24 protein-coding genes are annotated in these 26,538 nt (G+C 65.1%); 14 read left to right on the top strand and 10 right to left on the bottom strand.

Annotated elements, in window-relative coordinates; all coding sequences use genetic code 11:
• Window positions 1-97 precede the first annotated feature (97 nt).
• Both CKW37_RS18805 and CKW37_RS18800 read right to left on the bottom strand, forming a co-directional pair.
• Window positions 98-754, bottom strand: a complete 657-nt coding sequence (locus CKW37_RS18805; RefSeq protein ID WP_095157227.1) for a CoA transferase subunit B — start codon at window positions 752-754, stop codon at window positions 98-100.
• Between the two features lie 36 nt (window positions 755-790).
• Window positions 791-1,489: a CoA transferase subunit A gene (locus tag CKW37_RS18800; protein ID WP_095157226.1), complete on the bottom strand. Its 699-nt coding sequence runs from the start codon at window positions 1,487-1,489 to the stop codon at window positions 791-793.
• A 131-nt stretch (window positions 1,490-1,620) separates the two neighbouring features.
• Here CKW37_RS18800 and CKW37_RS18795 point away from each other — a divergent pair, with 131 nt between their 5' ends.
• Together CKW37_RS18795 and CKW37_RS18790 are read left to right on the top strand one after the other, a co-directional pair.
• The gene (locus CKW37_RS18795) at window positions 1,621-2,517 is read left to right on the top strand and encodes a LysR family transcriptional regulator (protein ID WP_095157225.1); all 897 of its coding nucleotides are present in this window, start codon (window positions 1,621-1,623) and stop codon (window positions 2,515-2,517) included.
• Between the two features lie 39 nt (window positions 2,518-2,556).
• Complete coding sequence (locus tag CKW37_RS18790; protein WP_095157224.1) at window positions 2,557-3,378, top strand: aldo/keto reductase; 822 nt, start codon at window positions 2,557-2,559, stop codon at window positions 3,376-3,378.
• A gap of 3 nt (window positions 3,379-3,381) precedes the next feature.
• On the opposite strand, the gene CKW37_RS18785 is transcribed toward CKW37_RS18790, so the two are convergent.
• Genes CKW37_RS18785 through lexA form a run of 4 tightly spaced genes read right to left on the bottom strand, consistent with a single transcriptional unit; the run spans window position 3,382 to window position 9,118 of the window.
• On the bottom strand, window positions 3,382-6,483 hold the full coding sequence (locus tag CKW37_RS18785) for an error-prone DNA polymerase (RefSeq protein WP_218241318.1): 3,102 nt from the start codon (window positions 6,481-6,483) through the stop codon (window positions 3,382-3,384).
• Window positions 6,459-7,874, bottom strand: coding sequence for a DNA polymerase Y family protein (locus CKW37_RS18780; RefSeq protein WP_095157222.1), 1,416 nt, complete (start codon window positions 7,872-7,874; stop codon window positions 6,459-6,461). Before CKW37_RS18780 ends, CKW37_RS18785 begins: the two co-directional genes overlap by 25 nt.
• A gap of 6 nt (window positions 7,875-7,880) precedes the next feature.
• Window positions 7,881-8,501, bottom strand: a complete 621-nt coding sequence (imuA, locus tag CKW37_RS18775) for a translesion DNA synthesis-associated protein ImuA (RefSeq protein ID WP_095157221.1) — start codon at window positions 8,499-8,501, stop codon at window positions 7,881-7,883.
• Window positions 8,501-9,118 carry a transcriptional repressor LexA gene (lexA, locus tag CKW37_RS18770; protein ID WP_177454448.1) on the bottom strand — a complete coding sequence of 206 codons (618 nt, stop codon included), beginning with the start codon at window positions 9,116-9,118 and terminating at the stop codon, window positions 8,501-8,503. Before lexA ends, imuA begins: the two co-directional genes overlap by 1 nt.
• Before the next feature lie 91 nt (window positions 9,119-9,209).
• Here lexA and CKW37_RS18765 point away from each other — a divergent pair, with 91 nt between their 5' ends.
• From CKW37_RS18765 to CKW37_RS18755, 3 genes are all read left to right on the top strand, one after another.
• A complete protein-coding gene (locus tag CKW37_RS18765) occupies window positions 9,210-9,866 on the top strand; it encodes an HAD family phosphatase (RefSeq protein ID WP_095157220.1) in 657 nt (218 codons plus the stop codon).
• A gap of 99 nt (window positions 9,867-9,965) precedes the next feature.
• The gene (locus tag CKW37_RS18760) at window positions 9,966-10,367 is read left to right on the top strand and encodes a MerR family DNA-binding transcriptional regulator (RefSeq protein ID WP_095157219.1); all 402 of its coding nucleotides are present in this window, start codon (window positions 9,966-9,968) and stop codon (window positions 10,365-10,367) included.
• A gap of 23 nt (window positions 10,368-10,390) precedes the next feature.
• Window positions 10,391-11,290 carry a hydroxymethylglutaryl-CoA lyase gene (locus CKW37_RS18755; RefSeq protein WP_095157218.1) on the top strand — a complete coding sequence of 300 codons (900 nt, stop codon included), beginning with the start codon at window positions 10,391-10,393 and terminating at the stop codon, window positions 11,288-11,290.
• Window positions 11,291-11,849: 559 nt separating this feature from the next.
• On the opposite strand, the gene CKW37_RS18750 is transcribed toward CKW37_RS18755, so the two are convergent.
• On the bottom strand, window positions 11,850-12,365 hold the full coding sequence (locus tag CKW37_RS18750; protein ID WP_095157217.1) for an MgtC/SapB family protein: 516 nt from the start codon (window positions 12,363-12,365) through the stop codon (window positions 11,850-11,852).
• Window positions 12,366-12,535: 170 nt separating this feature from the next.
• Between CKW37_RS18750 and CKW37_RS18745 the strand changes: the two genes are divergently transcribed.
• The 4 genes from CKW37_RS18745 (at window position 12,536) to CKW37_RS18730 (ending at window position 17,885) form a co-directional block, all read left to right on the top strand.
• Window positions 12,536-12,775: a DUF3203 family protein gene (locus tag CKW37_RS18745; protein ID WP_095157216.1), complete on the top strand. Its 240-nt coding sequence runs from the start codon at window positions 12,536-12,538 to the stop codon at window positions 12,773-12,775.
• A 121-nt stretch (window positions 12,776-12,896) separates the two neighbouring features.
• Window positions 12,897-14,309 (top strand): cytochrome c oxidase accessory protein CcoG, encoded by a 1,413-nt coding sequence (ccoG, locus tag CKW37_RS18740; RefSeq protein ID WP_095157215.1) that lies wholly within the window; start codon window positions 12,897-12,899, stop codon window positions 14,307-14,309.
• A 40-nt stretch (window positions 14,310-14,349) separates the two neighbouring features.
• Entirely contained in the window at window positions 14,350-15,759 is a 1,410-nt protein-coding gene (gene mapR, locus CKW37_RS18735) for a GntR family transcriptional regulator MpaR (RefSeq protein ID WP_095157214.1), read from the top strand.
• Window positions 15,760-15,815: 56 nt separating this feature from the next.
• Window positions 15,816-17,885, top strand: coding sequence for a PAS domain-containing sensor histidine kinase (locus CKW37_RS18730; protein WP_095157213.1), 2,070 nt, complete (start codon window positions 15,816-15,818; stop codon window positions 17,883-17,885).
• Here CKW37_RS18730 and CKW37_RS18725 read toward each other — a convergent pair.
• Window positions 17,882-18,628 carry an SDR family oxidoreductase gene (locus CKW37_RS18725; RefSeq protein WP_095157212.1) on the bottom strand — a complete coding sequence of 249 codons (747 nt, stop codon included), beginning with the start codon at window positions 18,626-18,628 and terminating at the stop codon, window positions 17,882-17,884. The two genes, CKW37_RS18730 and CKW37_RS18725, sit on opposite strands and share 4 nt — an antisense overlap.
• 162 nt (window positions 18,629-18,790) lie before the next feature.
• Here CKW37_RS18725 and CKW37_RS18720 point away from each other — a divergent pair, with 162 nt between their 5' ends.
• From CKW37_RS18720 to CKW37_RS18700, 5 genes are all read left to right on the top strand, one after another.
• A complete protein-coding gene (locus tag CKW37_RS18720) occupies window positions 18,791-20,503 on the top strand; it encodes a copper resistance system multicopper oxidase (protein ID WP_095157211.1) in 1,713 nt (570 codons plus the stop codon).
• A complete protein-coding gene (locus CKW37_RS18715) occupies window positions 20,496-21,386 on the top strand; it encodes a copper resistance protein B (RefSeq protein ID WP_095157210.1) in 891 nt (296 codons plus the stop codon). Before CKW37_RS18720 ends, CKW37_RS18715 begins: the two co-directional genes overlap by 8 nt.
• Window positions 21,387-21,429: 43 nt before the next feature.
• Window positions 21,430-21,861 (top strand): DUF411 domain-containing protein, encoded by a 432-nt coding sequence (locus CKW37_RS18710; protein ID WP_095157209.1) that lies wholly within the window; start codon window positions 21,430-21,432, stop codon window positions 21,859-21,861.
• A gap of 133 nt (window positions 21,862-21,994) precedes the next feature.
• Window positions 21,995-23,782 (top strand): monovalent cation:proton antiporter-2 (CPA2) family protein, encoded by a 1,788-nt coding sequence (locus tag CKW37_RS18705; RefSeq protein ID WP_095157208.1) that lies wholly within the window; start codon window positions 21,995-21,997, stop codon window positions 23,780-23,782.
• 75 nt (window positions 23,783-23,857) lie between these two features.
• The gene (locus CKW37_RS18700; protein ID WP_095157207.1) at window positions 23,858-24,769 is read left to right on the top strand and encodes a LysR substrate-binding domain-containing protein; all 912 of its coding nucleotides are present in this window, start codon (window positions 23,858-23,860) and stop codon (window positions 24,767-24,769) included.
• Window positions 24,770-25,022: 253 nt separating this feature from the next.
• Here the strand turns inward: CKW37_RS18700 and CKW37_RS18695 are convergent, their stop codons facing one another.
• On the bottom strand, window positions 25,023-25,841 hold the full coding sequence (locus tag CKW37_RS18695) for an alpha/beta fold hydrolase (RefSeq protein WP_095157206.1): 819 nt from the start codon (window positions 25,839-25,841) through the stop codon (window positions 25,023-25,025).
• 58 nt (window positions 25,842-25,899) lie between these two features.
• Window positions 25,900-26,466: an antibiotic biosynthesis monooxygenase gene (locus CKW37_RS18690; RefSeq protein WP_095157205.1), complete on the bottom strand. Its 567-nt coding sequence runs from the start codon at window positions 26,464-26,466 to the stop codon at window positions 25,900-25,902.
• Window positions 26,467-26,538 lie beyond the last annotated feature (72 nt).

Here is a 26,538-nt window from a genome sequence, read left to right as displayed (position 1 = left end):
GGCAAGCCAGCTCCCACGGGCATCGCAGATCGTCAGAACAGCGCTGTAGTTGTGGAAGCTGGCTTGCCAGCGATGAGGCCCGAAAGCCCCTACAAAATCAGAAGGTCATTTCCTTCACATCATCCGCCACGATCAGCTTGCCCGCGGTCTTCTCGATGATTTCCTCGACACTCACCCCCGGCGCCGTCTCGCGCAGGATGAACGTGCCGTTCTCGATCTCCAGGTAAGCCAGGTCGGTCAGCACCTTGCGGATGCAGCCGGCACCGGTCAGCGGCAGGCTGCAACGCGGCAGCAGCTTGGACTCGCCGTCCTTGGAAGCGTGGGTCATGGTGACGATGATGTTGTCGGCGCCAGCCACCAGGTCCATCGCCCCGCCCATGCCCTTGACCAGCTTGCCGGGGATCATCCACGAGGCGATGTTGCCTTCCACATCCACCTCGAACGCGCCCAGCACGGTCAGGTCGACATGGCCGCCACGGATCATGGCGAAGGACTCGGCGGAGTTGAAGATCGACGCGCCACGCCGGGCGGTCACGGTCTGCTTGCCGGCGTTGATCATGTCGGCATCGAGCTGGCTTTCGGTAGGGAATTCGCCCATGCCCAACAGGCCGTTTTCCGACTGCAGCATCACGTCGATATCAGCCGGGACATAGTTGGCCACCAGGGTCGGGATGCCGATGCCGAGGTTGACGTAGTAGCCGTCCTTGAGTTCGCGGGCGACGCGCTGGGCCATTTGTTCGCGGGTAAGTGCCATGGTCAGGATCTCTTTGTTGTTCTGTGCAAGGACGGGTCAGGCTTTGACCGTGCGTTTTTCGATGCGCTTTTCGAACGTGCCGACAATGACCCGGTCGACGTAGATGCCCGGGGTATGGATCTCGCTCGGCAGCAGCACGCCCGGCTCGACGATTTCCTCGACCTCGACCACGGTGATCTTGCCGGCGGTGGCCGCCAGCGGATTGAAGTTCTGTGCGGTGTTGCGATAGACCACGTTGCCGTAGTGGTCGGCTTTCCAGCCTTTGACGATGGCGAAATCACCGGTGATGGCTTCTTCGAGGATGTAGTTGCGTCCGTTGAACTGGCGCACTTCCTTGCCGTCGGCAACCGGCGTACCGTAGCCGGTGGCGGTGTAGAAGGCCGGAATACCGGCGCCGCCAGCGCGCATTTTCTCGGCCAGGGTGCCTTGCGGGGTGAGTTCCACCTCCAGCTCGCCGCTGAGCAACTGGCGCTCGAACTCGGCGTTTTCGCCAACGTAGGAGGCGATCATCTTGCGGATCTGCCGGTCTTCCAGCAGCACGCCCAGACCGAAACCATCAACGCCGCAGTTGTTCGAAACCACGGTCAGGCCGCTGACGCCGCGGCGCTTGATTTCAGCGATGAGGTTTTCCGGGATGCCACACAGGCCGAAACCACCAGCCAGTACCGTCATGTTGTCGGTCAGGCCTTCGAGGGCCTGTTCATAGGTTGCTACGCGCTTGTCCAGTCCGGCCATGCTGATCCGCCTTTTGTCGTTGTAAGAGCCCGACAGCGTGTCGGGAAGCGTCTGTCGGCATCTTCTCCCCTGGCGACTGATTTGTTAATTTTGTTTTTCTCATCGATTGATTTGGTTTTTAAAACAATCCCATGAACGTCAAGCAATTGCGTGCCTTCGTCGCCGTCGCCACTTACCAGAGCTTTGCCCAGGCCGGCGAGCACCTGCACCTGTCGCAGCCAGCCCTGAGCCTGACCATCAAGAGCCTGGAAGAACACCTGGGCGGCACCCTGCTCAGCCGCACCACGCGCAGCGTCAGCCTGACCCCGGAGGGCGAAGTCCTGCTGCCGTTGGCCCGGCAACTGCTGGCCGACTGGGACAACACCGAAGAGCTGCTGCGCCAGCGCTTCACCCTGCAACTGGGGCGGGTGTCCATCGCCGCCATGCCGGCCTTCGCCGGTAACCTGCTACCACCAGTCTTGAAGGTGTTTCGCGAGCGTTACCCGCGGGTCAACGTCACCGTGCATGACGTGATCAACGAACAAGTGCTGGAACTGGTGCGCCATCGGCGGGTCGAGTTGGGTATCGGCTTCGAGCCGGAAACCAGCGAACCGCTGCTGTTCAAGCCGCTCTATCTGGACCGCTTCGTCGCGGTGGTGCCAACCGACTCACCCTTGGCACAGCAGCCACAGGTGCGCTGGCAAGAGCTGCTCAAGGAAGATTTCATCACCCTGCAACGTCCTTCGGCGGTGCGCCTGCTGCTGGAACGGCATGTGGCGGCGGACCACGGCAAGCTGGCGGTGGCGTTCGAGAGCCATCAGTTGTCCACGATTGGCCGGATGGTCGCCAATGGGTTGGGGGTCAGCGCGGTGCCAGCCTTGTGCATCGGCCAGATGCGCGAGCTGGGGGCGCAATGCGTGCCGCTGGTGGCACCAAGTATCGAGCGGCGGATCGGGGTGATCCTGCTGGCGGACCACAAGCTGTCGGCGGCGGCGCAGGCGGTGCTGGACGTATTGATGGAACAGATCAAGGAGCCCGCGCTGGTGTGATGTGCGGCCCCACTACACTCAAGAAGGAGATGTTCAACCATGCGCAACACAACGCTCGGCGACAAACAGGTGCCCATCATCGGCCAAGGCACCTGGTACATGGGCGAGGACCCTGGCCAGCGCCCGCGTGAAGTCGCAGCCCTGCAACAGGGCATCGACCTCGGCCTGACGCTGATCGACACCGCGGAGATGTACGCCGAAGGCGGCGCGGAAAAGGTGGTCGGCCAGGCGCTGGCTGGCCGTCGCGACAAGGTCTTCCTGGTCAGCAAGGTCTACCCGCACAACGCCAGCCGCAAAGGCGCCATCGCCGCCTGCGAACGCAGCCTGCAGCGCCTCGGCACCGAGCACATCGACCTTTATCTGCTGCACTGGCGCGGTCAGTACCCGCTGGAAGAAACCGTCGAAGCCTTCGAACAACTGCGCGACGCCGGCAAGATCGGGCGCTGGGGCGTGTCCAACTTCGACACTGACGACATGCGTGAACTCGATCAGCCGACCTGCGCCACCAATCAGGTGCTGTACAACCCCGAGCAACGTGGCATCGAGTTCGACCTGCTGCCGTGGTGCCGCGAGCAGCAGGTGCCAGTCATGGCCTACTGCCCGCTGGCCCAGGCAGGCCGCCTGCTGCGCCACCCGGTGCTGACGCAGATCGCCGAAGCCCATGGCGTCACGCCGGCGCAGGTGTGCCTGGCCTGGGTCACCCGCCAGGACGGGGTGATCGCCATTCCCAAGGCGGTGGAGCCGCGCCATGTCCAGCTCAATGCCGCCGCGGCCAACCTGACCTTGCGCGCCGAAGACCTGCTCGCCATCGACCAGGCGTTTCCGGCACCGACGCGCAAGCAGCGCCTGGCGATGGTCTGAGGCTCAGTGAAAGTCCCGGCTGCGCACATCCAGCCCGTGTAACAGCGGGCTGAGATCTTCCAGGCGGCGGGCGATCAGATGGCGCACGCCGTCGGCAAACTCCAGCTTGCCCATCACCCGCATCAATTGCGCCCCCACCAGCACCCGCCGCTGACGCTCGGCCAGGTCGCGCCAGACCACCACATTGAGCATGCCGAACTCATCTTCCAGGGTGACGAAGGTCACGCCGCTGGCGGTCTGCGGTCGCTGCCGGCCCACCACCAGACCCGCCACGCTGATCACATCACCATGGGCCACGCCCTCCAGCCCCTGCGAACTGCGACAACCCAGCCCCGTCAGGCGTCGACGCAACAACGACAGCGGGTGTGGGCCAAAGGTGGTGCCCACGCTCTGGTAATCGGCGAACAGGTCTTCGCCGATGCTCGGCGCAGGTAACTCGACGGGCGCTTCGGCGGTGGGCTCGATGCCGGCGAACAGCGGCAATTGCGCCTGCACCGCCGCCACCTCCCAGCGCGCCTGATAGCGGTGCCCGGCCAGCGCCGCGAGGGCACCGGCATCGGCCAGCAGGTCACGGGCGCGACCGTCGAGGCTGGCGCGCAGGCACAGGTCGGCGACATCGCGAAAACCCCGTTCTTCCCGCACCCGCACCAGACGCAGGGCATCGTCCTGGCGAAACCCGCGTACCTGGCGCAAGCCCAGGCGCAGCGCCAACTGACCGTCTTCACCCGGTTCCAGGGTGCAATCCCAATCGCTGTGATGCACATCCACCGGACGGGTCTCGATCCGGTGGCGGCGCGCGTCCTGCAGAATCTGGTCGGGGCTGTAGAACCCCATCGGCCAACTGTTGATCAGCGCACAAGCGAAGATCGCCGGCTCATGGCACTTCAGCCAGCAACTGGCGTAGGTCAGCAAGGCAAAGCTGGCGGCGTGGGACTCGGGAAAACCGTAGCTGCCGAAGCCCTTGATCTGCTCGAAGATGCGCTCGGCGAACGCCAGGTCGTAGCCGTTTCTCAGCATGCCGTCGGTCAGCCGCTGGCGGTGGGGTTCCAGACCGCCGTGGCGCTTCCAGGCGGCCATGGAGCGGCGCAGTTCGTCGGCTTCGCCGGGGGTGTAGTCGGCGGCGACGATGGCCAGGGACATGACCTGCTCCTGGAACAGCGGCACGCCCAAGGTGCGCTCGAATACCGCCTTGAGCTTGAGGGACGGATACGTCACTTCCTCCTTGTCGTTACGTCGCCGCAGAAAGGGATGAACCATATCGCCCTGGATCGGCCCCGGCCGGACGATCGCCACCTGGATCACCAGGTCGTAGAACTGCCTGGGCTTCAATCGCGGCAACATGGCCATCTGCGCCCGCGACTCGATCTGGAACACGCCGATGGTGTCGGCGCGGCTGATCATGTCGTAGGTCGGCGTGTCATCGGCGGGAATGCTGGCAATGGTCAGGCGCTGGCCGCGATGCAAGGCGTACAGGTCGAAACAACGGCGCAAGGCGCTGAGCATGCCGAGGGCCAGCACATCGACCTTGAGCAGACCGACGGCATCGAGGTCGTCCTTGTCCCACTGGATCACCGTGCGCCCTTCCATCGCTGCGTTTTCCACCGGCACCAGGGTGTCCAACGGCTGCTCGCTGATGACGAAACCACCAGGGTGCTGGGACAGGTGCCGAGGGAAACCCATCAGCTCGCCGGTGAGAGTCAGCACCCGGTGCAGCAGCGGGCTGTCCGGGTCGAAACCGGCTTCGACCAGGCGTTCGGCGGACGGCACACGATCGCTCCAGCGCCCGCAGCAATCGGCCAGGGCGCCGAGCTGGTCGGGCGGCAGGCCCAGCACCCGGCCGATGTCCCGCACCGCGCCCGCGGCGTGGTAGCTACTGACCACCGCAGTCAACGCCGCCCGATGGCGACCATAGCGGTTGAACACGTATTGCAGGACTTCCTCGCGGCGTTCGTGCTCGAAGTCCACGTCGATATCCGGCGGCTCGTTGCGCTCGCGGGACAGGAAACGCTCGAACAGCAGATTGCTCCGGCTCGGGTCGAGCTCGGTGATACCCAGCACGAAACACACCACCGAGTTGGCCGCAGAACCCCGACCCTGGCAGAGGATGCCTCGCTCGCGGGCGAACTGGACAATGTCGTGGACCGTCAGGAAATAGGACGCGTAGTTGAGGTCGGTGATCAGTTCCAGCTCGTGCTCCAGCGCCTCGCGGTCCTTGGCACCGATGCCCTGCGGCCAGCGCCGGGGGATGCCCCGCTCGCACAGCGCGCGCAACCAGGCGCTGGCGCTGTAGCCGGCGGGCACGACTTCGTGGGGGTAGTGGTATTTCAGGTCACGCTTGAGGTCGAAGTGGCAGCGCTCGGCGATCCGCGTGCTTTCTTCCAGCAACGCAAACGGGTACAGCGCCGCCAGTTGCGGCAGGCTGCGCAGGTGCCGCTCGCCATTGGCGAACAGGCGGTGCCCGGCTTCCGCGACGGTGGTGTGATGGCGAATGGCGGTCATGCAGTCCTGCAAGGCGCGGCGACCGCGGGCGTGCATGTGCACATCACCGCTGGCCACCGCCGGAATGCGCAGGCTCGTGGCCAGCGCCAGCAAGCGCTCTAGGCGTTGGCGATCATCGTGGCCGTGATGCAGTTGCACCGTCAGCCACAGGCGCTCGGCGAACACGTCGCGCAGCCAGTGCCCTGGCGCCGGGTCGCCGAGGTCATCCGGAACCCACAACGCCAGCAGGCCTTCCGGAGGATTGTCGAAATCCTCGCGCAGCAACCGATAGCTGCCCTTCTCCGCCCGCCGCCGGGCCCGGGTGATCAGGCCGCACAGGTGCTGGTAACCCCGCAGGTTCTCCACCAGCAGCACCAGCTTCGGGCCATTCTCGATGCGCATTTCGCTGCCGACGATCAGCGGCAGCCCCACCTCATGCGCCGCCTGCCAGGCGCGGACGATACCGGCGAGGGTGCACTCGTCGGTGATCGCCAGGGCCTGATAACCCTGTTGCCGGGCGCGGCCACACAACTCCTGGGCGCTGGACGCGCCGCGCTGGAAACTGAAGTTCGACAGGCAGTGCAACTCGGCATACCCCATGCTCATGCGAACCAGCCCTGCAGCCACAGCACATCGCGCTCGCCGCTGTGAAAGTAGGCCCAGCCGCGCAGGCCGCTATCGGTTTCGACCCGGTAGTAATCGCGCCGCACATCGCCGCCGTCCCACCAGCCGGACTCGATTCGCTCCGGCCCGGCCAGCAGGCGCACGCTCGCCGGCGCCACGGCGCGAGGCTCGGCCAGCAGCCAGCCGGGGCGCGGGGCCTGGTTGCCGCTGGCCGGCGACAAGGCCGGGCCATCGCTGCGCCAGGCGCATTCGGGGCGGTGGTCGGCCACCAGCCCGACGCCGCGCACGGCTTCGTCACCGAGCCGCGCACGCAGGCGTTCGCGCAACTGCTCCCAACTGTGCTGCTGTTGAGGGCGGGCCGAAAACAGTTCGCTGGCCTGGGGCACGAACGCCGGCAGCTCTTCGGCGGTCAGCCGAAGGGTGCGGACCGGGGCTCTCAGGGTCAGTTGCTCAAGACGGCCGCGCGCCAGTTCCAGCAAACGCCCGGCATCGCGTTCGGCGGCGAGCAGGCCGACCTGCAACAAGGTGTCCGGGCCTTCGGCGTGTTGCAGAAACAGGTTGAAGCGCTGCACGCCAGCATCGCGCCCGGCGAGAAAGGCCGCCAGATCGCCGACCAGACGACGCAGCGGAAACAGCAGCGCCTGGCTGGATTCCACATCGAAATTCAGCTCCAGGCGGGCCTCGAAACGGTCGGGCGGCAGGTAACAGTCAAGGGCCATGGCGCGCTGCCCCAGCAGCCGGTCAAGGTGCAACTGCACGGCTGCGGCGAAACGCCGGGCCAGGGTTTCGCGGGGCAGCGCCAGCACCTGGTCGAGCTGGCGCAGGCCCATGCGGCCGAACGCCGTGGCCGCCTCCGCGGGCAGGCCGAGGCGGTCAATGGGCATGGCAGCCAGGGCGGCGCGGGTCGTCTCGGCATCGGTCGCGGCCAGACCGTCGTAGGCATTGGCCAACATGCGCGCCGCCACCGGGTTGCTGGCCAGCACGATCCGGTGACGAAAGCCCAGCGCCGTCAGCTCCGCCCGCAAGCGCGCCTCGAATTGCGGCCAGGGGCCGAACAGGCCGAGGCTGGATTCGACCTCCAGCAACACGGCCCGCGGGTAATGCAGGCTGACCTGGGAACTGAAGCGGTAGGCCCAGGCGGCGAGCAGTTGTTGCTGCTGCTCGGTGGCCGCCGCGTCGTGCTCGACCATGTTGAAGCCCTGGGCCAGGGCCTGCGCGGCAGTCAGGCTCTGGCCTGCACGCAGGCCAAGGGCGCGGGCGGCCGGGTTGACCGCCTGCAGAACCCGGCGCGTGGCCGGGCCGCTGAGCAGCACCAGCGGCTGCTCGGCGTCGTCACGTCCGCGCAGCACGCAGTCGAGCGCCAGTTGTGGCAAGAGAATGCAGGCCCAGAGCATGGCACGTCAGCCCACACGGCCGGGTGCGGCAATCGGGGTATTCGGCGCCAGCCCGCCACGGCACTTGAGCACCCGCCAGCGCGCCGGACTGGCATCGATGGCGATCCGCAAGGCAGCGGGCGACGGGTTGAGCGCCGCCGACTGATCGCGACAGGCGAACGCCAGCGCCTGGCCGGTTTCCGCCGCCACCTGCAACCGCCGCAGCGCACGGTCGTCAGCACGCCGGGGCCAGCACAGCACGGCGCCACAACTGCCGGAGCGCAGGCATTGCTCCGCGGCCCAAAGACTTTCCGCGGTGCTCGCCTCAACCACCGACAGCCAACGCAGATCGACACCCGCCGCCTGCCAGGCCGGTGGATAGGGAATGAAGGGCGGCGCCACCAGGACGATACGCTCGCCCGCCGAACTCAACCGCGCAAGGCTGGGCCAGAGCAGGTGCAGTTCGCCCGCGCCCTCTTCACTCAGCAGCAATTCGCTGAGCGCCGCCGGTGGCCAGCCGCCGCCCGGCAACAGCGCATCCAGGGCGGCATGCCCGGTGGGCTGCAGGCCGTGGGACTCGGCGAGCGGCCGGCCCTTCCAGACCCGCCGCGTGTCGAGCAGCCCGTCGAGGCTGACCACCGCGCCCATCAGTCGCGCCTCACCAGGCCGCAGAACACGCCTTCGATGACGAAGTCGCGATCCGGGCCGACCTCGATCGGCGCATAGGCCGGGTTGCGAGGCAGCAATCGGTAGTGACCGCCCGCCTTTTCGAAGCGCTTGATGGTCACCTCGCCATCGAGTCGGGCGACGACGATCTGGCCGTCACGGGGGTCGGTCTGCCGGTAGATACCAACCAGGTCGCCGTCGAGGATGCCGTCGTCGATCATCGAGTCGCCGCGAACCTTGAGCAGGTAATCCGGGGTGCGGCTGAACAGGTGGGCGTCGAGCATCAGTTGTTCGTGGATGCCCACGTCCGGGCCGATCGGCCGCCCCGCCGCCACCTGGCCCAGCACCGGGATTTCCAGCACTTCGGGACGGCGCAGCCGGCCGACGAGGCGGATGCTGCGGGCCTGGTTGGGGGTGATCTCGATAAGGCCGGCCTCGCACAGCGCCTGGATATGCTTGCGCGCCACGCTGCGCGAGGCGAAACCGAAGGCCTGGGCGATGTCCGCGAGGCTGGGGGGCTGCCCTTTATCGGCGATGCGGTCGCGGATGAAGGTGAGGATGGCAGCGCGTTTTGGAGATAGAGTCGTCATGGAGCACATTTGTACTCTTTTCGTTTCCGGCTGACCAGCCCCGCTGATCGGCGTGCCGTTGCGGTTATCATGGCCGACCACTGATTCACGGATGTTCTCCATGCTCGATGCCCTGCTGTTCGACCTCGATGGCACCCTCGCCGATACCGACAAGCTCCACCTGCTGGCCATGCAGCAACTGCTGCGCGAAGAAGGCCGCACCCTCACCGAGGAAGACTTCGACGCCCATGTCAGTGGTCGGGCCAATGCGGATTTGTGCCGCTACCTGTTTCCTGATCGCCCGCTGAGCGAGCATCTGGATTTCGCCGACCGCAAGGAAGCGCGCTTTCGCTCGCTGTCGCCGACCCTACAGCCCACCCCCGGGCTATTGGCCTTGCTGGCGCATGCACAGAAAAACGCGATCGGCATGGCGGTGGTCACCAACGCACCGCGGGCCAATGCCGAGCACATGTTGAGTGCCCTGGGCCTGGCCGGGCGTTTCGAACATGTGCTGGTGGCCGAGGAACTGCCCCGGGCCAAGCCCGATCCCCTGCCCTACCTCACCGGCCTGCACAGGCTGGAGGCTCGGGCCGCGCATTCGCTGGCGTTCGAAGACTCTGTGCCGGGGGTGAAGGCGGCGAGCGGCGCGGGGATCTTTACCGTGGGCTTGTCCACCAGCCAGCGGCCTGAAGCGCTGCTGGAAGCCGGGGCGCAATTGGTGGTGGCGGACTTCGAAGATCAGCGGTTGTGGCAGGTGATTGCGCGGATGCAGGGGTAACGGCCATTCGCGAGCAAGCTCGCTCCTACGCCGACCTTGACGTAAACGTAAACCTGCCTATAGGTTAGGCCCATTGCCTTCATCATCGAGCCCCGCGCAATGAGCAGCCAGACCTACAGCATCTCCGACCTGTCCCGCGAGCTGGACATCACCACCCGGGCGATCCGTTTCTACGAGGAACAGGGGCTGCTCAGCCCCGAGCGCCGCGGTCTGGAGCGTATCTATTCGGCCCGCGACAAAGTCAGCCTCAAGCTCATCCTGCGCGGCAAGCGCATCGGTTTCTCCCTCGCCGAATGCCGCGAGCTGATCGAGCTCTACGATCCCTCCGGCGGCAACACCAAGCAGCTCAACAGCATGCTGGCCAAGATCGCCGAGCGCCGCGCCCAACTTGAACAGCAACTGCTCGACATCCAGCAGATGCAACTGGAACTCGACACCGCCGAAGAGCGCTGCATGCTGGCGCTGACCAACACCCTGAACAATCAGAAGAACGGCCACTGAGCCCACACAGGAAACCCGAAGCCATGCCATTGCCCGCCACAGTTCGTCTGGTCGAAGTCGGTCCTCGCGACGGTCTGCAGAATGAAGCCCAACCCATCAGCGTCGCGGACAAGGTCCGGCTGGTCGACGACCTGACCGCCGCTGGCCTGTCCTACGTCGAAGTCGGCAGTTTCGTCTCGCCGAAATGGGTGCCGCAGATGGCCGGGTCGGCCGAGGTCTTCGCCGGAATCCAGTACAAGCCCGGTGTCACCTATGCGGCCCTGGCACCGAACCTGCGCGGTTTCGAGGACGCCCTCGCCGCCGGGGTCAAGGAAGTGGCGGTGTTTGCCGCAGCGTCGGAGGCGTTCTCCCAGCGCAATATCAACTGCTCCATCAGCGAGAGCCTGCAACGTTTCGCGCCGATCATGGAGGGTGCGCGCCAGCACGGTGTGCGCGTGCGCGGCTATGTTTCCTGTGTGCTGGGCTGTCCTTATGAAGGCCAGGTGGACGCCAGCCAGGTCGCCGCGGTCGCCCGCGAGTTGTACGAGATGGGCTGCTACGAAGTCTCGCTCGGTGACACCATCGGCACCGGCACGCCCGGCGCGACCCGTCACCTGTTCAACGTGGTCGGCGCCCAGGTGCCGCGCCCGCAACTGGCCGGGCACTTCCACGACACCTATGGCCAGGCCCTGGCCAATGTCTATGCCAGCCTGCTGGAAGGGATCAACGTATTCGACAGCTCGGTCGCGGGCCTCGGTGGCTGCCCCTACGCCAAGGGCGCCAGCGGCAACGTCGCCAGCGAAGACGTGCTGTACATGCTCCAGGGCCTGGGCATCGAGACCGGCATCGACCTGGAAAAACTCATCAATGCCGGCCAGCGCATCAGCGCGGTGCTGGGCCGCGCCAATGGCTCCCGTGTGGCGCGCGCCCGTAACGCCGGCTGAGGCCCGGCGGTAACACCTCCCTCACTGACACAAAGTGTTACCGCCTTCACACTTCACAGGGAAATTCCGGGTAACACGGAAACAAATCAGCAGAATTCCCCGTGCCAGCTTTTCCCCTGAAATCACTAAACCATTGATTTTATTAGGTTTTAAAAAGTTGGCACGGCACCTGCTATATCTTCCGTACAACAACAATAAGAAATGCGGCAAACCCAATAAAAATAAGACGTAACGGCTCTCGAACAACAAGAACAAAACGGTAGAGGCGAAGCTAACTGATTTTTTTGGAGAGGATGGCTTTTCGGGGGCGTGCCCCGCAACCAGACAGAGAACAATAAAACTACCTCAAGGTAGCGCCCGTCACGGTTGGATCAGCAATGATGAAGGTCTATCAGCGCTCAAAAAAATACGTTTGCTCTTGATCCCGAATGGGGATCGCACATGCACCAAAGAGGCAACGGCTGCCAAAAACAACAATAGGCCGCCCTCCAATAACAAAAAAAGAGCACGCAACAATCTTTGAGGGGAGCTTCGGCTCCCCTCAGTGCATTCCGGCCTTTCAGTTTTTCTCCTCGCGTTCCTCGTCCTTGCCTTCCAGGCGATTCACCACCAGCGGCATCACTCCCAGTACCGCCAGCGCCAGCAGCGTGCTGACCAGCGCCGTGGCTTCGCGTCCCATACCGGCGGCCACGCCGATCGCGGCGGTCATCCACAGGCCGGCTGCAGTCGTCAGGCCCTTCACATGGCTGGCGTCCTGATCGTGGCCTTTGAGAATGGTCCCAGCACCGAGAAAGCCGATCCCCGCAACGATGCCCTGCACCACCCGGCTCAACGCCGCATCGTCGGCCCCGGCCATGCGCGGCACCAGCACGAACAGCGCCGCGCCGATCGCCACCAGCATGTGGGTGCGCACCCCGGCGGCCTTGCCCTTCATCTCTCGCTCGAAACCCAGCACCGCGCCCAGCAGCGCCGCCATCACCAGGCGCACCGAAACCTGCGTCAGTTGCTTGGCATCAGTAATGTCGGCGAATTCCGCCACCAGCGTCACCCACACCTCATGCCACCAAGCGTCCATGGCCGTGTCCATCGTCAGGGAAGTTATGGGATGGACAACGGCGGGCTCGGCAAAGTGCGATATGACCGCTGATCGGTCGGGGCCAGTAACCGGACACTGGGCGGGGTCACTACAGTAAGGGCCGTTGCAGCCCGTTCGCGAGCACGCTCGCGCCTACCGAGGACACCGTCATGCCTGTAGAAATCAACGAACAGACCCAACGCTGCACCCTGATCGGCGAAGACCTGAATATCGAAGGCGCCGCCAGCGAAGTACAGGTCACCACCGATGAAGACCTGCGCATGTCGGTCGCCGAACTGGCCGGCAAGCGTGTGCCCATCACCGAAGCCGAGGCCGATGCGCTGACTGTAGCGGGTGCGGTGGATGGTCGCAGGCATCTGAAAAGTAGCGTTCCGGGCTCGATAATCTAAGGCCCGGAGCCGTTTCGAGGACGATCTGATACGGTTTTTATAGAAATACCTGAGCCTGTTATGCAAACAGATGGGTCGCCATAGTGCTCTGGCCTGATCGAGGCCTGATGAGCGACGAACCATGAGCGAACATATTCCCGTCCAGATCGTTGAAATTGCCGAGCCGACCCACAAGAAGAAGGCCGCCAACAGCAGCGACGGACACATCTACACCCGCAGCTTCACCGGTCTGTACCGCAACCTGCGCCTGGGTGGCGCGGGTTTCCTTTTCCTGCTGTTCTTCGCCACCGCCTGGCTGACCTGGGACGGCCGCCAGGCCGTGCTCTGGGACCTGGCGGATAGCAAGTTCCATATCTTCGGTGCGACCTTCTGGCCGCAGGATTTCATCCTGCTCTCGGCCCTGCTGATCATCTGCGCCTTCGGCCTGTTTGCCATCACCGTGTTCGCCGGCCGCGTCTGGTGCGGTTACACCTGCCCGCAGAGCACCTGGACCTGGCTGTTCATGTGGTGCGAGAAGGTCACCGAAGGCGACCGCAACCAGCGCATGAAGCTGGACAAGGCGCCGTGGGGCGTCAACAAGCTGGCCCGGCGCGCCACCAAGCACACCCTGTGGATCGCCATCAGCGTACTGACCGGCCTGACCTTCGTCGGTTACTTCACGCCGATCCGCCCCCTGGCCGAAGAGCTGTTCACCCTGCAGGCGGGTGGCGTCAGCCTGTTCTGGATTCTGTTCTTCACCGGCGCCACCTACATCAACGCCGGCTGGATGCGCGAAGCCGTGTGCATGCACATGTGCCCGTACGCCCGGTTCCAGAGCGTGATGTTCGACAAGGACACCCTGGCCGTGGCCTACGACCCGCGCCGCGGCGAGTCCCGCGGACCGCGTAAAAAGGACGTGGACCACAAGGCCAGTGGCCTCGGTGACTGCATCGACTGCACCATGTGCGTCCAGGTCTGCCCGACCGGCATCGACATCCGCGACGGCCTGCAAATGGAATGCATCGGCTGCGCAGCGTGCATCGACGCCTGCGACAGCATCATGGACAAGATGAACTACCCCCGCGGACTGATCGGCTACAAGTCCGAGCACAGCCTGCAAGGTGGCCACACCCATTGGCTGCGCCCGCGCCTGCTGGGTTATGTCACGGTGCTGGTGGTGATGATCGGCGCGCTGGCGATCGCCCTGCACGAGCGGCCGATGGTGTCGATGGACGTGATCAAGGACCGTGGCCTGTTCCGCGAGAACGTCCTTGGCCAGATCGAGAACATCTACATCCTCAAGGTCATCAACAAGACCCTGCAACCGCAGAACTACGACCTGCGCCTGCTCAACGCCGAGGGCTTCGAGCTGCACGGCAAGACCCACTTCAGCATCCCCGCCGGGGAAATGGCCGAGCTGCCGGTGTCGGTGGCGATGCTGAGCGACCGTCCCGCGAGCAGTTCGCTGGAGCTGGACTTCGAACTGGTGGACAGCGACGAGCCGAACATCCGCAGCGTTGCCCGCAGCCGTTTCGTCGCGCCGCTGAACCGCTGATCACATACACTGCGTTGCAGTCCGACCGTGCAGAGCCATGATGAAACGCTACGAGAAATTCGCCGACGACATTGCTGAACTGATCTACTCCGGGGTCCTCGGCCCCGGGCAGCGGGTGCCGTCGGTGCGCTACGCCAGCCAGACCCACGGGGTCAGCCCGTCCACGGTGTTCCAGGCCTATTACCTGCTGGAGCGGCGCGGGCTGATCCGCGCCCGGCCGCGCTCGGGCTACTTCGTCAACGCCCATGCCCCGCGGCCGTTCAGCGAGCCGCAGATCAGCGAGTCGGCCAACGAGTCCACCGAGGTCGATGTCAGCGAACTGGTGTTTTCCATTCTCGAATCGATCAAGGACCCGCACACCGTGCCGTTCGGCTCGGCCTTCCCCAGCCCGGCGCTGTTCCCGCTGCCGCGCCTGGCCCGCTCGCTGGCCAGCGCGAGTCGCGACATGGACCCCCGCATGGTGGTCACCGACCTGTCGCCGGGCAACCCGCACCTGCGCCGGCAAATTGCCCTGCGCTACATGGTCGGCGGGCTGATGTTGCCGATGGAAGAACTGTTGATCACCAACGGCGCGCTGGAAGCCCTGAACCTGTGTTTGCAGGCCGTCACCGAGCCAGGCGATCTGGTGGCCATCGAGGCGCCGGCCTTCTATGCCTGCCTGCAGGTGCTGGAACGGCTCAAGCTCAAGGCCGTGGAAATTCCCGTGCACCCGCGTGACGGCATCGACCTCGGGGTGCTGGCACAGACACTGGAGCGCCACCCGGTAAAAGCGGTCTGGTGCATGACCAACTTCCAGAATCCGGTCGGCGCGAGCATGCCGGAAGACAACAAACAGGCGCTGGTGGAGCTGCTGCGCCAGCATCAGGTGCCGCTGATCGAGGACGACGTCTACGCCGAGCTGTATTACGCCCAGCAAGCGCCCAAGCCGGCGAAGGCGTTCGACACGGAAGGGCTGGTGATGCACTGCAGTTCCTTCTCCAAGAGTCTGGCGCCCGGTTACCGCATCGGCTGGGTCGCGGCCGGACGCTTCGCACAGAAAATCGAGCGTCTGAAACTGATGACCTCGCTGTGCGCCTCGATGCCGGCCCAGGCTGCCATCGCCGACTACCTCCAGCATGGCGGCTACGACCGTCACCTGCGGCGCCTGCGCTATGCGCTGGAAGAACAGAAAAACGCCATGCTCGCCGCCATCGCCCGGCACTTTCCGGCGCAAGTGCGGGTCAGCCAGCCATCGGGCGGCTACTTCCTCTGGCTGGAGTTGCCCGAGCGCATGGACTCGCTGAAGCTGTTCCAGATGGCCCTGGCCCAGGGCATCAGCATCGCACCCGGGCCGATCTTTTCGCCGACCCGGCGCTTTCGCAACTGCATCCGCCTCAACTACGGCAGTCCGTGGAGCGATCAATCGGAAAAAGCCATGGAAACACTCGGACGGATCGTGCGCTCGTTCTAGCCGCCGCCCCGCCCGTCAGGCTAAAGTTCCGCCATGGTTCACCTCCGGAAGACTTCATGCCCGCCAGCGAATTGAACGCCCTGCGCCAGCAACTGCGCGAACTCCAGGAACGCAATGCCGTGCTGGAGCAGCAACGGGTGCAGCAGCAACCGCTGAACGAGGCGTTCTATCGCTTTCTGTTCGACACCATGGACGACGGGTTCTGTGTCATCGAATTCTTCGACGGCCCACATGGCCCGCTCAGTGACTACGTCCATGTCTCGGCCAACGCGGCCTACGCCCGGCACACCGGAATTCCCGACGTGGTCGGTCAGAAACTGCGGGAAATGGTGCCCGACGAAGCCGACGAGTGGGTCGCCCGCTACGGGGAAGTGTTGCGCACCGGTCGACCGCTGCAGTTCGAGCAGGAACTGGTAGCCACCGGCCGTATTCTCTCGGTCAGCACCTTTCGTATCGAGCCGGCCGAGCGCCGTCAGGTCGCCGTGCTGTTCAAGGACGTGACGGCACGACGCCACGCCGAACAGGCCCTGGTGCACCTCAACGAAGAACTGGAGCAGCGCATTCTCGGCGCCGTGGCCGAGCGCGAGCTGTTCGCCATGCTGGTGGACAACAGCGTGGCCTGTGTCCAGGTGGTGGACAACGACCTGCGCTGGCTGGCGATCAATCACCAGTCGCTGAAAGACTTTCACTTTCTCTACGACCATGTGCCCAACGTCGGCGATACCGTCGAGCAGACATTGGGTCGCTATCCCGCCGACTGCGAGCTGGGCCTGTCGCTGTGGCGCCGCGCCCTGGCCGGGGAAGTCTTTATCGAGAACGCGGCCTTCGGTGTCGGCGAGCGGCGCCGCCACTATGAACTGCGCTTCAACACCCTGTATGACAGCGAAGGCCTGCAACAGGGCGCGTACCTGTTTGCCTACGACATCAGCGCGCGCATCGAAGAACAGCAACGCCTGCTCAGCGCCGAGGAAGCCCTGCGCCAGGCGCAGAAGATGGAGGCGGTCGGCCAGCTCACGGGCGGCATCGCCCATGACTTCAACAACCTGCTGGGCGGCATCCTCGGCGCCCAGGAATTGCTGCGCCAACGCCTCCACCAGCAACGTTACGAAGACCTCACGCCGCTGCTGGATGCGGTCAGCAGCTCGGCGCAGCGTGCCGCGTCGCTGGTGCACCGCCTGCTGGCGTTCTCTCGCCGGCAGACCCTGCAACCGCAGGCGACCGATGTCGGCGGGCTGGTCAGCGGCATGCAAGACCTGATCGGTCGCAGCGTCGGGCCGTCCATCGACGTCCGCTGCCACTTCGCCGCCCACCTGTGGCCGACCCTGATCGACCCGCCGCAACTGGAAAGCGCCCTGCTCAACCTCTGCATCAACGCCCGCGACGCCCTGCCCGCCGGCGGCAGCATCGATATCGGCAGCGACAACCTGAGCCTCGACGACGAACAGGCCCGCGCCCTGGACCTCGCCCCCGGCGATTACCTGTGCCTGAGCGTCGAAGACAACGGCCAGGGCATGCAGCCGGAAGTGGTCGAGCGCGCGATCGATCCGTTCTTCACCACCAAACCGCTGGGCCAGGGCACCGGGTTGGGACTGTCGATGGCCTACGGTTTCGTGCGCCAGTCCGGCGGCCAGTTGCGAATCTCCTCGACACCCGGCTCCGGCACCCGGGTCGAACTGTTCCTGCCTCGCCATCACCAGGCGCCAGCGCCCGGCGTTGCCGAAGCCGATGAAACACTCAGCGAGCGCGACAGCGGTCGGCGGATCGTCCTGGTGGAAGACCAGACCGCGCTAAGCATGGTGATCGCTGAAATCCTCGAAGACTCCGGTTACCGGGTCGAGTCGTTCGAAACCGCCGTCGCCGCCCTGCCCGCCCTCGAACACGGCCCGCGGCCGGACCTGCTGCTCAGCGATATCGGCCTGCCCGGCGGCCTCAATGGCCGTCAACTGGCCGAAAAAGCACGCCTTCTGCACCCGGACCTGCCGGTGCTGTTCATCACCGGCTACGACGAGAGCGCCGCCCTCAGCGACGGCCCGCTGGGCGCGGGGATGAGCGTGATGATCAAGCCGTTCAGCCTGGAGATGCTGGTGGAGCGGGTGGGTCAGATGCTGGGTGACGAGCGCGCTTAGCGCCCGCCCCCAAGATCAATGAAGCTCCCCGTCGAATAGGACGCCTTGTCCGACAGCAGCCACAGGATCGCTTCGGCCACTTCCTCGGCCTGGCCGCCGCGGCCCATGGGAATGCCGGGTTCCAGCTTGCTGACGCGGTCCGGGTCGCCGCTCAGGGCGTGGAAGTCGGTGAAGATGTAGCCCGGACGCACGGCGTTGACCCGCACGCCCTCGCCCGCCACTTCCTTGGCCAGGCCAAGGGTGAAGGTGTCCAGCGCGCCCTTCGAGGCGGCGTAGTCGACGTATTCGTTGGGCGAGCCCAGCCGCGCGGCCACCGAGGAGACGTTGACGATGCTGCCACCGCTGCCGCCGTGGCGGGTCGACATGCGCGCCAGCGCATGTTTGGCGCAGAGCATCGGCCCGACCACGTTGGTCTTCATCAGCTTCAGCAGACGGAACTCGGACATTTCCTCGACCCGGCTCTTCTGGCCGATGGTGCCGGCGTTGTTGACCAGCGCGGTGACCCGCCCAAGCTCATGGTCGACCCGCTGAAACAGGTGGATCACTTCGTCCTCGACGCTGGCGTCGGCACGCACGGCAATCGCCTCGGCGCCCAGTTCGCGTACCTGGGCCAGCACGCGGTGCGCCGCTTCATCGTCGGCGAGGTAGTTGATGCAGATCCGATAACCCTGACGCGCCGCCAGCAGCGCGGTGGCGGCGCCGATGCCACGACTGGCACCGGTGATGATGATGACTTTGTCCATTGCTACTCCTGGTACAACCGACCATTCAAATCCTGTGGCGCAAAAAACCCGCGCATGAAGCCCGCTATTTTCTCGCTGACAAATCTGTAATTCAAACCTCAGTTTTCTGACAGCACCCTGCGACTAAGGTCAGCCCATCTTTGCTGATGGACAGACGACCCCATGCCCCACCTTCCGACCCGACGCACCTTCGTCAAGGGCCTGGCCGCAGCCGGCGCCGTTGGCGGCCTCGGCCTCTGGCGCCCGCACGCCTGGGCCAGCGAGCGCAACAGCGGCGAACTGGCCGGCCAGCACTTCGAGCTGTTCATCGGCCAGACGGCCGTGAACTTCACCGGCAAGCCGCGCACTGCGCTGACCATCAACGACAGCCTGCCCGGCCCGGTGCTGCGCTGGCGCGAGGGCGACACCGTGACCCTGCGGGTGCGCAACCGCCTCGCCGAACCCACGTCGCTGCACTGGCACGGCATCATCCTGCCCGCCAACATGGACGGCGTGCCCGGCCTGAGTTTCGCCGGTATCGAACCCGGTGGCGATTACCTCTACCGCTTCACCCTGGAGCAGCACGGCACCTACTGGTACCACAGCCATTCGGGGCTGCAGGAGCAGGCCGGCGTCTATGGCGCCATCGTCATCGAGCCGAAAACACCCGAGCCGCATGTCTATCAGCGCGACTGCGTGCTGCTGCTCAGCGACTGGAGTGACCAGCCACCCGCCGAGCTGCTGACGACCTTGAAGAAGCAGTCCGACTACTTCAACCGACAGCAGCGCACCCTGGGCGACTTCGTTGACGATGTTGCCCGCGACGGCTGGCGCGCGACCCTGGCCGAACGCACGGAATGGGCGCAGATGCACATGACCCCGACCGATATCGCCGACATCAGCGCCGCCACCTACACCTACCTGCTCAACGGACAGCCGCCCGAGGGCAATTTCACCTGCCTGTTCCAGCCCGGCGAAACCCTGCGCCTGCGCTTGATCAACGGCTCGGCGATGACCTATTTCGACTTCCGCATCCCCGGACTGAAGCTCACCGTGATCGCCGCCGACGGCCAGCCGGTGCGACCGGTAACCGTAGACGAACTGCGCCTGGCGGTGGCGGAAACCTATGACGTGCTGGTCAGCGTCGGCGATCAGCCGGCCTACACCCTGTTCGCCCAGAGCATGGACCGCAGCGGCTACGCCCGCGGCACCCTGGCCCGAGCGCCGGGGCTACAGGCCGAGGTTCCAGCGACCGATCCGCGCCCGCGACTACGCATGGCCGACATGGGCATGGACCACGGTGCCATGGCGGGCATGGGCGGCATGGACCACAGCCAGATGAGCGGCATGGACCACGGCAACATGCCCGGCATGCAGCAGCACCCGGCGTCGGAAACCAACAACCCGCTGGTGGACATGCAAACCATGACACCGCAGGCCAACCTCGCCGATCCCGGCCTCGGCCTGCGCAACAATGGCCGCCGGGTGCTGAGCTACGCCGACCTGCGGAGCACCTTCGCCGACCCCGATGGTCGCGAGCCGGGCCGGGAAATAGAACTGCACCTGACCGGACACATGGAGCGCTTCGCCTGGTCGTTCGACGGCGTGCGTTTCTCCGACGCCGAGCCTTTGCGCCTGAAATACGGCGAGCGCCTGCGCATCACCCTGGTCAACGACACCATGATGGCCCACCCGATTCACCTGCACGGCCTGTGGAGCGATCTGGAGGACGAACACGGCCGGTTCCAGGTGCGCAAGCACACCATCGACATGCCGCCGGGCAGCCGCCGCAGCTACCGGGTCAGCGCCGATGCCCTGGGCCGCTGGGCCTACCACTGCCACCTGCTCTATCACATGGAGACCGGCATGTTCCGCGAGGTGCGCGTCGATGAATGAACGACTCAACCGGCCGCTGCTCGGCGGCATGGCCCTGGTGTTGCTGCTGGGCAGTGAAGAACTGCGGGCAGCGGCGATGAACCACGCGGGCATGGATCACGGCAGCATGAATCATGGCGCGATGAATCACGGCGGCATGGACCACGGCAGCCCGCCGTCCAACGTCGATCAGCCGCGCACGCCACTGAAGCCCATCACCGACGCCGATCGCCAGGCCGCCTTCCCGCCACTGCCGGGCCATCAGGTGCATGACCGGCAGATCAACTGGGCGGTGACCGTCGAGCAACTCGAATATCAGGACGTCGAGAACAGCAACGCGCTGAACTGGAATGCCAACGCCTGGGTCGGCGGCGATATCGACCGGCTCTGGCTGCGCACGGAAGGCGAGCGCGAACAGGGCAAGACCCACAAGGCCGAACTGCAGGCGCTGTGGGGCCATGCGGTCAGCCCGTGGTGGGAAGTGGTCGCTGGCCTGCGCCAGGACTTCAAGCCGGGCAGCGGGCAAACCTGGGCCGCCCTCGGCATCCAGGGCACGCCGCTCTACGGCATGGAGCTGGAAGCCACGCTGTACGCGGGCGAGCGACATCAAACCGCGCTGCGCCTGGAGGCCGCGTACGCTATTCTCCTGACCCAACGCTGGCGGCTTGAGCCGAACGTGGAAGTCAACCTTCACGGCCGCGATGACCCGGGCCGCACCCAGGGTTCCGGGCTGTCGGACAGCGAGGTCGGGCTGCGCCTGCGCTACGAAATCACACCGTGGTTTGCGCCCTATGTCGGGGTGTCGTTCAACCGGGTGTATGGCGACACGGCCGAGATGACCCGGGATGAAGACGGGGATGTCGGACAGACACGCTGGCTGGCTGGGGTGAGGTTCAGGTTTTAGCCCCCGCCGCCCGCAAGCACACAGAATTCCAAGGAGACAACCCATGCTGAAAAACAACCTCGCCGCCCTCGGCCTGCTGGCCCTGAGCACCCTGGCCCAAGCCGGCCAGACCATCGATGTCTACCGCGATCCCAACTGCGGCTGCTGCAAGGAATGGATCACCCACCTGCGCGACAACGGCTACACCGTCAACGACCATGTCGAGCCGAACATGAGCGCGGTCAAGCAGCGCCTCGGCGTGGCGCCGCGCCTGGCTTCGTGCCACACCGGCGTGATCGACGGCAAGTTCGTCGAAGGCCATGTGCCGGCGGAGCAGATTTCGGTCCTGGCCAAGCGCCCTGACCTGCGCGGCCTGGCCGTGCCGGGCATGCCGATGGGCTCGCCCGGCATGGAAATGGGCGACCACAAGGACGCCTACCAGGTGATCGGCCTGACCACCGACGGCAAGGACGAAGTGGTCGCGCAGTACAAGTAAGCCACAAGCCGCTTACTGTCCCTCTCAGGTGGACGATCTGTCGCCATTCAGACAGATTGTCCGACCCTGAGCCCGACGCCAAAATGCAGGCTCTTTTTAAACGCTGCCTCATGCAGCTCATGGAGTCCGAGCGATGCCACACGAAGGCAGCCTGCTGCAAACCGCAGTGATTTTTCTCGTCGCCGCAGTCATCACCGTCCCCCTGGCCAAGCGCCTGCAACTCGGCGCCGTGCTCGGCTACCTGCTGGCCGGCGTGGTCATTGGCCCGCAGGCGCTGGGGCTGATTCGCGACACGCAAAGCGTCGCGCACATTTCCGAGCTGGGCGTGGTCCTGCTCCTGTTCATCATTGGCCTGGAGCTGTCGCCGCGTCGGCTGTGGCTGATGCGCAAGTCGGTGTTCGGCGTCGGCCTGGCGCAAGTGCTGCTGACCGGCGCGGTGATCGGCGCCATCGCCCTGTTCGGCTTTGCCCAGTCGCTACCGGCCGCGCTGGTGCTTGGCCTGGGCCTGGCGCTGTCGTCCACCGCCTTCGGTCTGCAAAGCCTGGCCGAAAGCAAACAGCTCAACGCGCCTCATGGCCGGTTGGCGTTTGCCATCCTGTTGTTCCAGGACATCGCCGCGATTCCGCTGATCGCCCTGGTGCCATTGCTGGCCGCCAGCGGCCCGGACACCAGCCACGGCGACAGCCTCGAACACGGTTTGAAAGTGTTCGGCAGTATCGCGATTGTCATCGTCGGCGGTCGTTACCTGCTGCGCCCGCTGTTCCGCACCGTGGCGCGCACCGGCTTGCCGGAAGTGTCCACCGCCACCGCGCTGCTGGTGGTCATCGGCACCGCCTGGCTGATGGAGGAAGCCGGAATTTCCATGGCGCTCGGCGCGTTTCTCGCCGGGCTGTTGCTCGCCGATTCGGAATACCGGCATGAGCTGGAATCGCAGATCGAACCGTTCAAGGGCCTGCTGCTGGGGCTGTTCTTCATCAGCGTCGGCATGGGCGCCAACCTCAGCCTGCTGGTGCAGATGCCGCTGGTAGTGCTTGGCCTGACCCTGTTGCTGGTGGGGGTGAAGTTGCCGTTGTTGATGCTGGTCGGGCGCCTTGCCGGTGGGCTCAGCAACGTCAGCGCCCTGCGCCTCGGCGTGGTGCTGGCGGCGGGCGGCGAGTTCGCCTTCGTGGTGTTCAAGCTGGGCCGCGACCAGGGCCTGTTCGACGCCCAGACCTTCGACCTGCTGCTGATGACCATCACCTTGTCCATGGCCATCACCCCGCTGTTGCTGCTGGGCTGCGCCCGCCTCGGCAAACGCCCGCAGGCGCCCCGCGAAGTGCCGGAGCAGTACAAGGACATCGCCACCGATGCACCACGGGTAGTGATTGTCGGCATGGGCCGCATGGGCCAGATCATCGCGCGCATCTTGCGCGCACAGAAGATTCCCTTCGTTGCCCTGGAAACGTCGGTGGATGCCATCGAAATGACGCGCATGTTCGAACAGGCGCCGGTGTTCTACGGCGACCCGCAGCGCCCCGAAGTGCTGCATGCGGCCAAGGTCGGCGAGGCCGAATACTTCGTCATCACCACCGACGACCCGGAGATCACCACCCGAACCGCCGCACGGGTCAAGCAGTTGTATCCGCACCTCAAGGTCATCGCCCGGGCGCGTAACCGCCAGCATGTGCACAAGCTGGTGGACGTGGGCGCCGAACCGATCCGCGAGACGTTCCACTCCAGCCTGGAAATGAGCCGGCTGACGCTGGTGGGGCTGGGTTTGAGCGAGGCGCAGGCGGCTGATCGCATCCAGCGCTTTACCCGGCATGACGAGGAAGTGCTCAGCGTCCAGGGGCGGGTCCGCGACGACAAGGCCAAGGTGATGCAGACCGCCCAGGAGGCGCGGCTGGAGCTGGAGCGGCTGTTCGAGGCGGATGTGGATTGAACCGGGCCTGAAAGATCACCTTTGCTGAGATAGACTCCCCGGTTTTCCACTAGCGTTCCAGCCGGAGAACGATCCTTGGAAGACCTCAACTCCCTCTATTACTTCACCCAAGTGGTCGAACACGGCGGCTTCGCCCCGGCCGGGCGGGCGCTGGACATGCCCAAGTCGAAACTCAGCCGGCGCATCGCCGACCTTGAAGAGCGGCTGGGCGTTCGCCTTTTGCACCGCACCAGCCGCCATTGCTCACTGACCGAAATCGGCCAGGAGTATTACCGCCGTTGCACGGCCATGCGGGTCGAGGCCGAAGGCGCGGCGGAAGTCATCGCGCGCAACCTCAGCGAACCCCGCGGCCTGGTGCGAATCAGTTGCCCCACCACCCTGCTCAACTCCTGGGTCGGCCCGATGCTGACCCGCTACATGCTCAAGTACCCACGGGTGGAACTGTTCATCGAGAGCACCAACCGCCGCGTCGACCTGCTTCACGAAGGCGTCGACGTAGCGCTGCGGGTGCGCTTCCCGCCGCTGGAAAACACCGACATGGTGATGAAGGTGCTGAGCAACAGCACCCAATGCCTGGTCGGCCAGCCCGCGCTGCTCGAACGTTTGCCGAAGGGTTTCGATCCGCAGATGCTCAGCCAGTTGCCCAGCGTTCACTGGGGCAGTGCCCAGCGCGAATACCAGTGGGAGTTGTTCCAGGGCGAGGACATGAGCACCAGCCTGGTGATTCCGCACAAACCACGGATGGTCACCGACGACTTGTTCGCCTTGCGCCACTTCGTGGTTGCGGGGGTGGGCATCGCGCATTTGCCGCGGGTCGCAGTGCGTGAAGACCTGGCCGAGGGGCGGCTGGTGGAGTTGTTGCCGGAGTGGCAACCACGTTGCGGGATTGTCCACGCCATCTTCCCGTCGCGACGTGGGCTGCTGCCGTCGGTGCGCTCGCTGATTGACCATTTGGCGGAGGAGTTTGCGCAGAGCGATATGGCGTGAGTGGGGGGATGCCTGAGAATTTTCGGTATTGATGGGATCGAGCGCCGACTGAGCGACGCATCGCTGCATGAGTATCTACACATCTCGCAGACAATACAGAGCGTCAGGTCACCGCGAATGTGGATGAATCCACTCCCACAGGGTAGTGATGGCGCTCAATCTGAAGGGCGCCAAAACGATCGAGGCGAGGACCGGGCAGCCCTCGCCCGATCCTCGCCTCGAAGTATTTTGGCCTTGTAGCCGTAAACCCGACTTACCGCGACAAAAACGCCAGCAAATCGTCATTCAACTGCTGCGCATGGGTCACCGCGAACCCGTGCGGCGCACCGCTGTACACCGTCAGTTCCGCCCCGCGAATCATCTCCGCAGCCTTCTTGCCGGTGGTTTCGAACGGCACGATCTGGTCGTCGTCACCGTGGATCACCAGGGTCGGTACGTCGATCTTCGCCATGTCGGGGCGGAAGTCGGTTTCCGAGAATGCCGTCACGCAATCCAGCGTGCTCTTGAGCGACGCCATCAACGCGATGTTCAGCGTCTGGGCCTGCACGCCCTGGGACACCTGCTGCCCATGGTTGATGCCATAGAACGGCGTGGCGAAGTCGGCAATGAACTGGGCGCGGTCGGCGCGCAGGCCGGCCTTGATGCCGTCGAACACCGATTTGTCGACGCCATCGGGGTTGTCGACGGTCTTGATGAACAGCGGGGTCACCGCACCCAGCAGCACCAGGCCGGCGACCCGCTCGCTGCCATGCCGGGCGATGTAGCGGGTGACATCGCCGCCGCCCATGGAGAAGCCCACCAGGGTGACGTCGCGCAGGTCGAGGTGCTCGATCAATTGGGCGATATCGTCAGCGAAGGTGTCGTAGTCGTAACCGTTCCACGGCTGGCTGGAGCGGCCGAAACCACGGCGGTCGAAAGCGATGGCGCGGTAGCCGCGGCTGGCCAGGAACTCCATCTGTACATCCCACATGTCAGCATCCAGCGGCCAGCCGTGGCTGAACAGCACGGGCTTGCCGCTGCCCCAGTCTTTGTAATAAATCGCGGTGCCATCACGGGTAACGAGGGTGCTCATAGGGGTATCTCCGGGAAACAGGGTGGTCAGAGTCTTGAGTACGGGGTGTGGGAAACGTTCAGGCGCGCAGCCAGGCGGCGGTGCGGCGGGTCAGCCAGGGCATGATGAAAAAGACCACCGGCAAAATGACGAACAGGTTGCCAATCATGTTGCCGATGATCCGCCCACCGAGCAGCGGGAACTGCGCGAACAGCGGCGCCAGCAGCGCCGGGATCAGAAAGGTCATCGGGCAGATCACCAGGTAGGTCAGCAAGGCCTGTTTCCAGCGCGGCGGTTGTGGTGCGCCGGCGCTGGGCGGGGTGAACCAGAATTCGGGGTCGTCATGGACCTGGGTGTTGTCGCCATCTTCCAGCAGCGGCATGACCTCATCGATCATCGCCTGGCGCTCGGCGGAGTTGACCCACGCCTGCAACTGGCTCGCCTGGGCAAAGCGCACGACCGTGGTGAAGTGGCGCCCATCGGCGTCGGGACGGATCACATTGACGTCCAGGTGACCCGGCTGCTGGCGGGCGACGCTGACCGCGCGCTTGAGCCAGGCTTCGTACTGGGCGAGCGCGTCGGCGCGGGCCTTGTGCTGGATCACCAGTGTTACCACGCTGCGGTTGTCTTGATCGGCGCTGTTCATATGCAACATTCCCTGACGATTAGTAGGCCCGTGCCCCGATACTGAGGCCGCTCGGCTGCGTTTGCGTTGATG

Source organism: Pseudomonas sp. Irchel 3E13 (genome assembly GCF_900187455.1).
Lineage (GTDB): Bacteria > Pseudomonadota > Gammaproteobacteria > Pseudomonadales > Pseudomonadaceae > Aquipseudomonas.
Note: the sequence above shows the minus strand (reverse complement) of the source record. Positions and strands in the feature narration are given on the sequence as shown.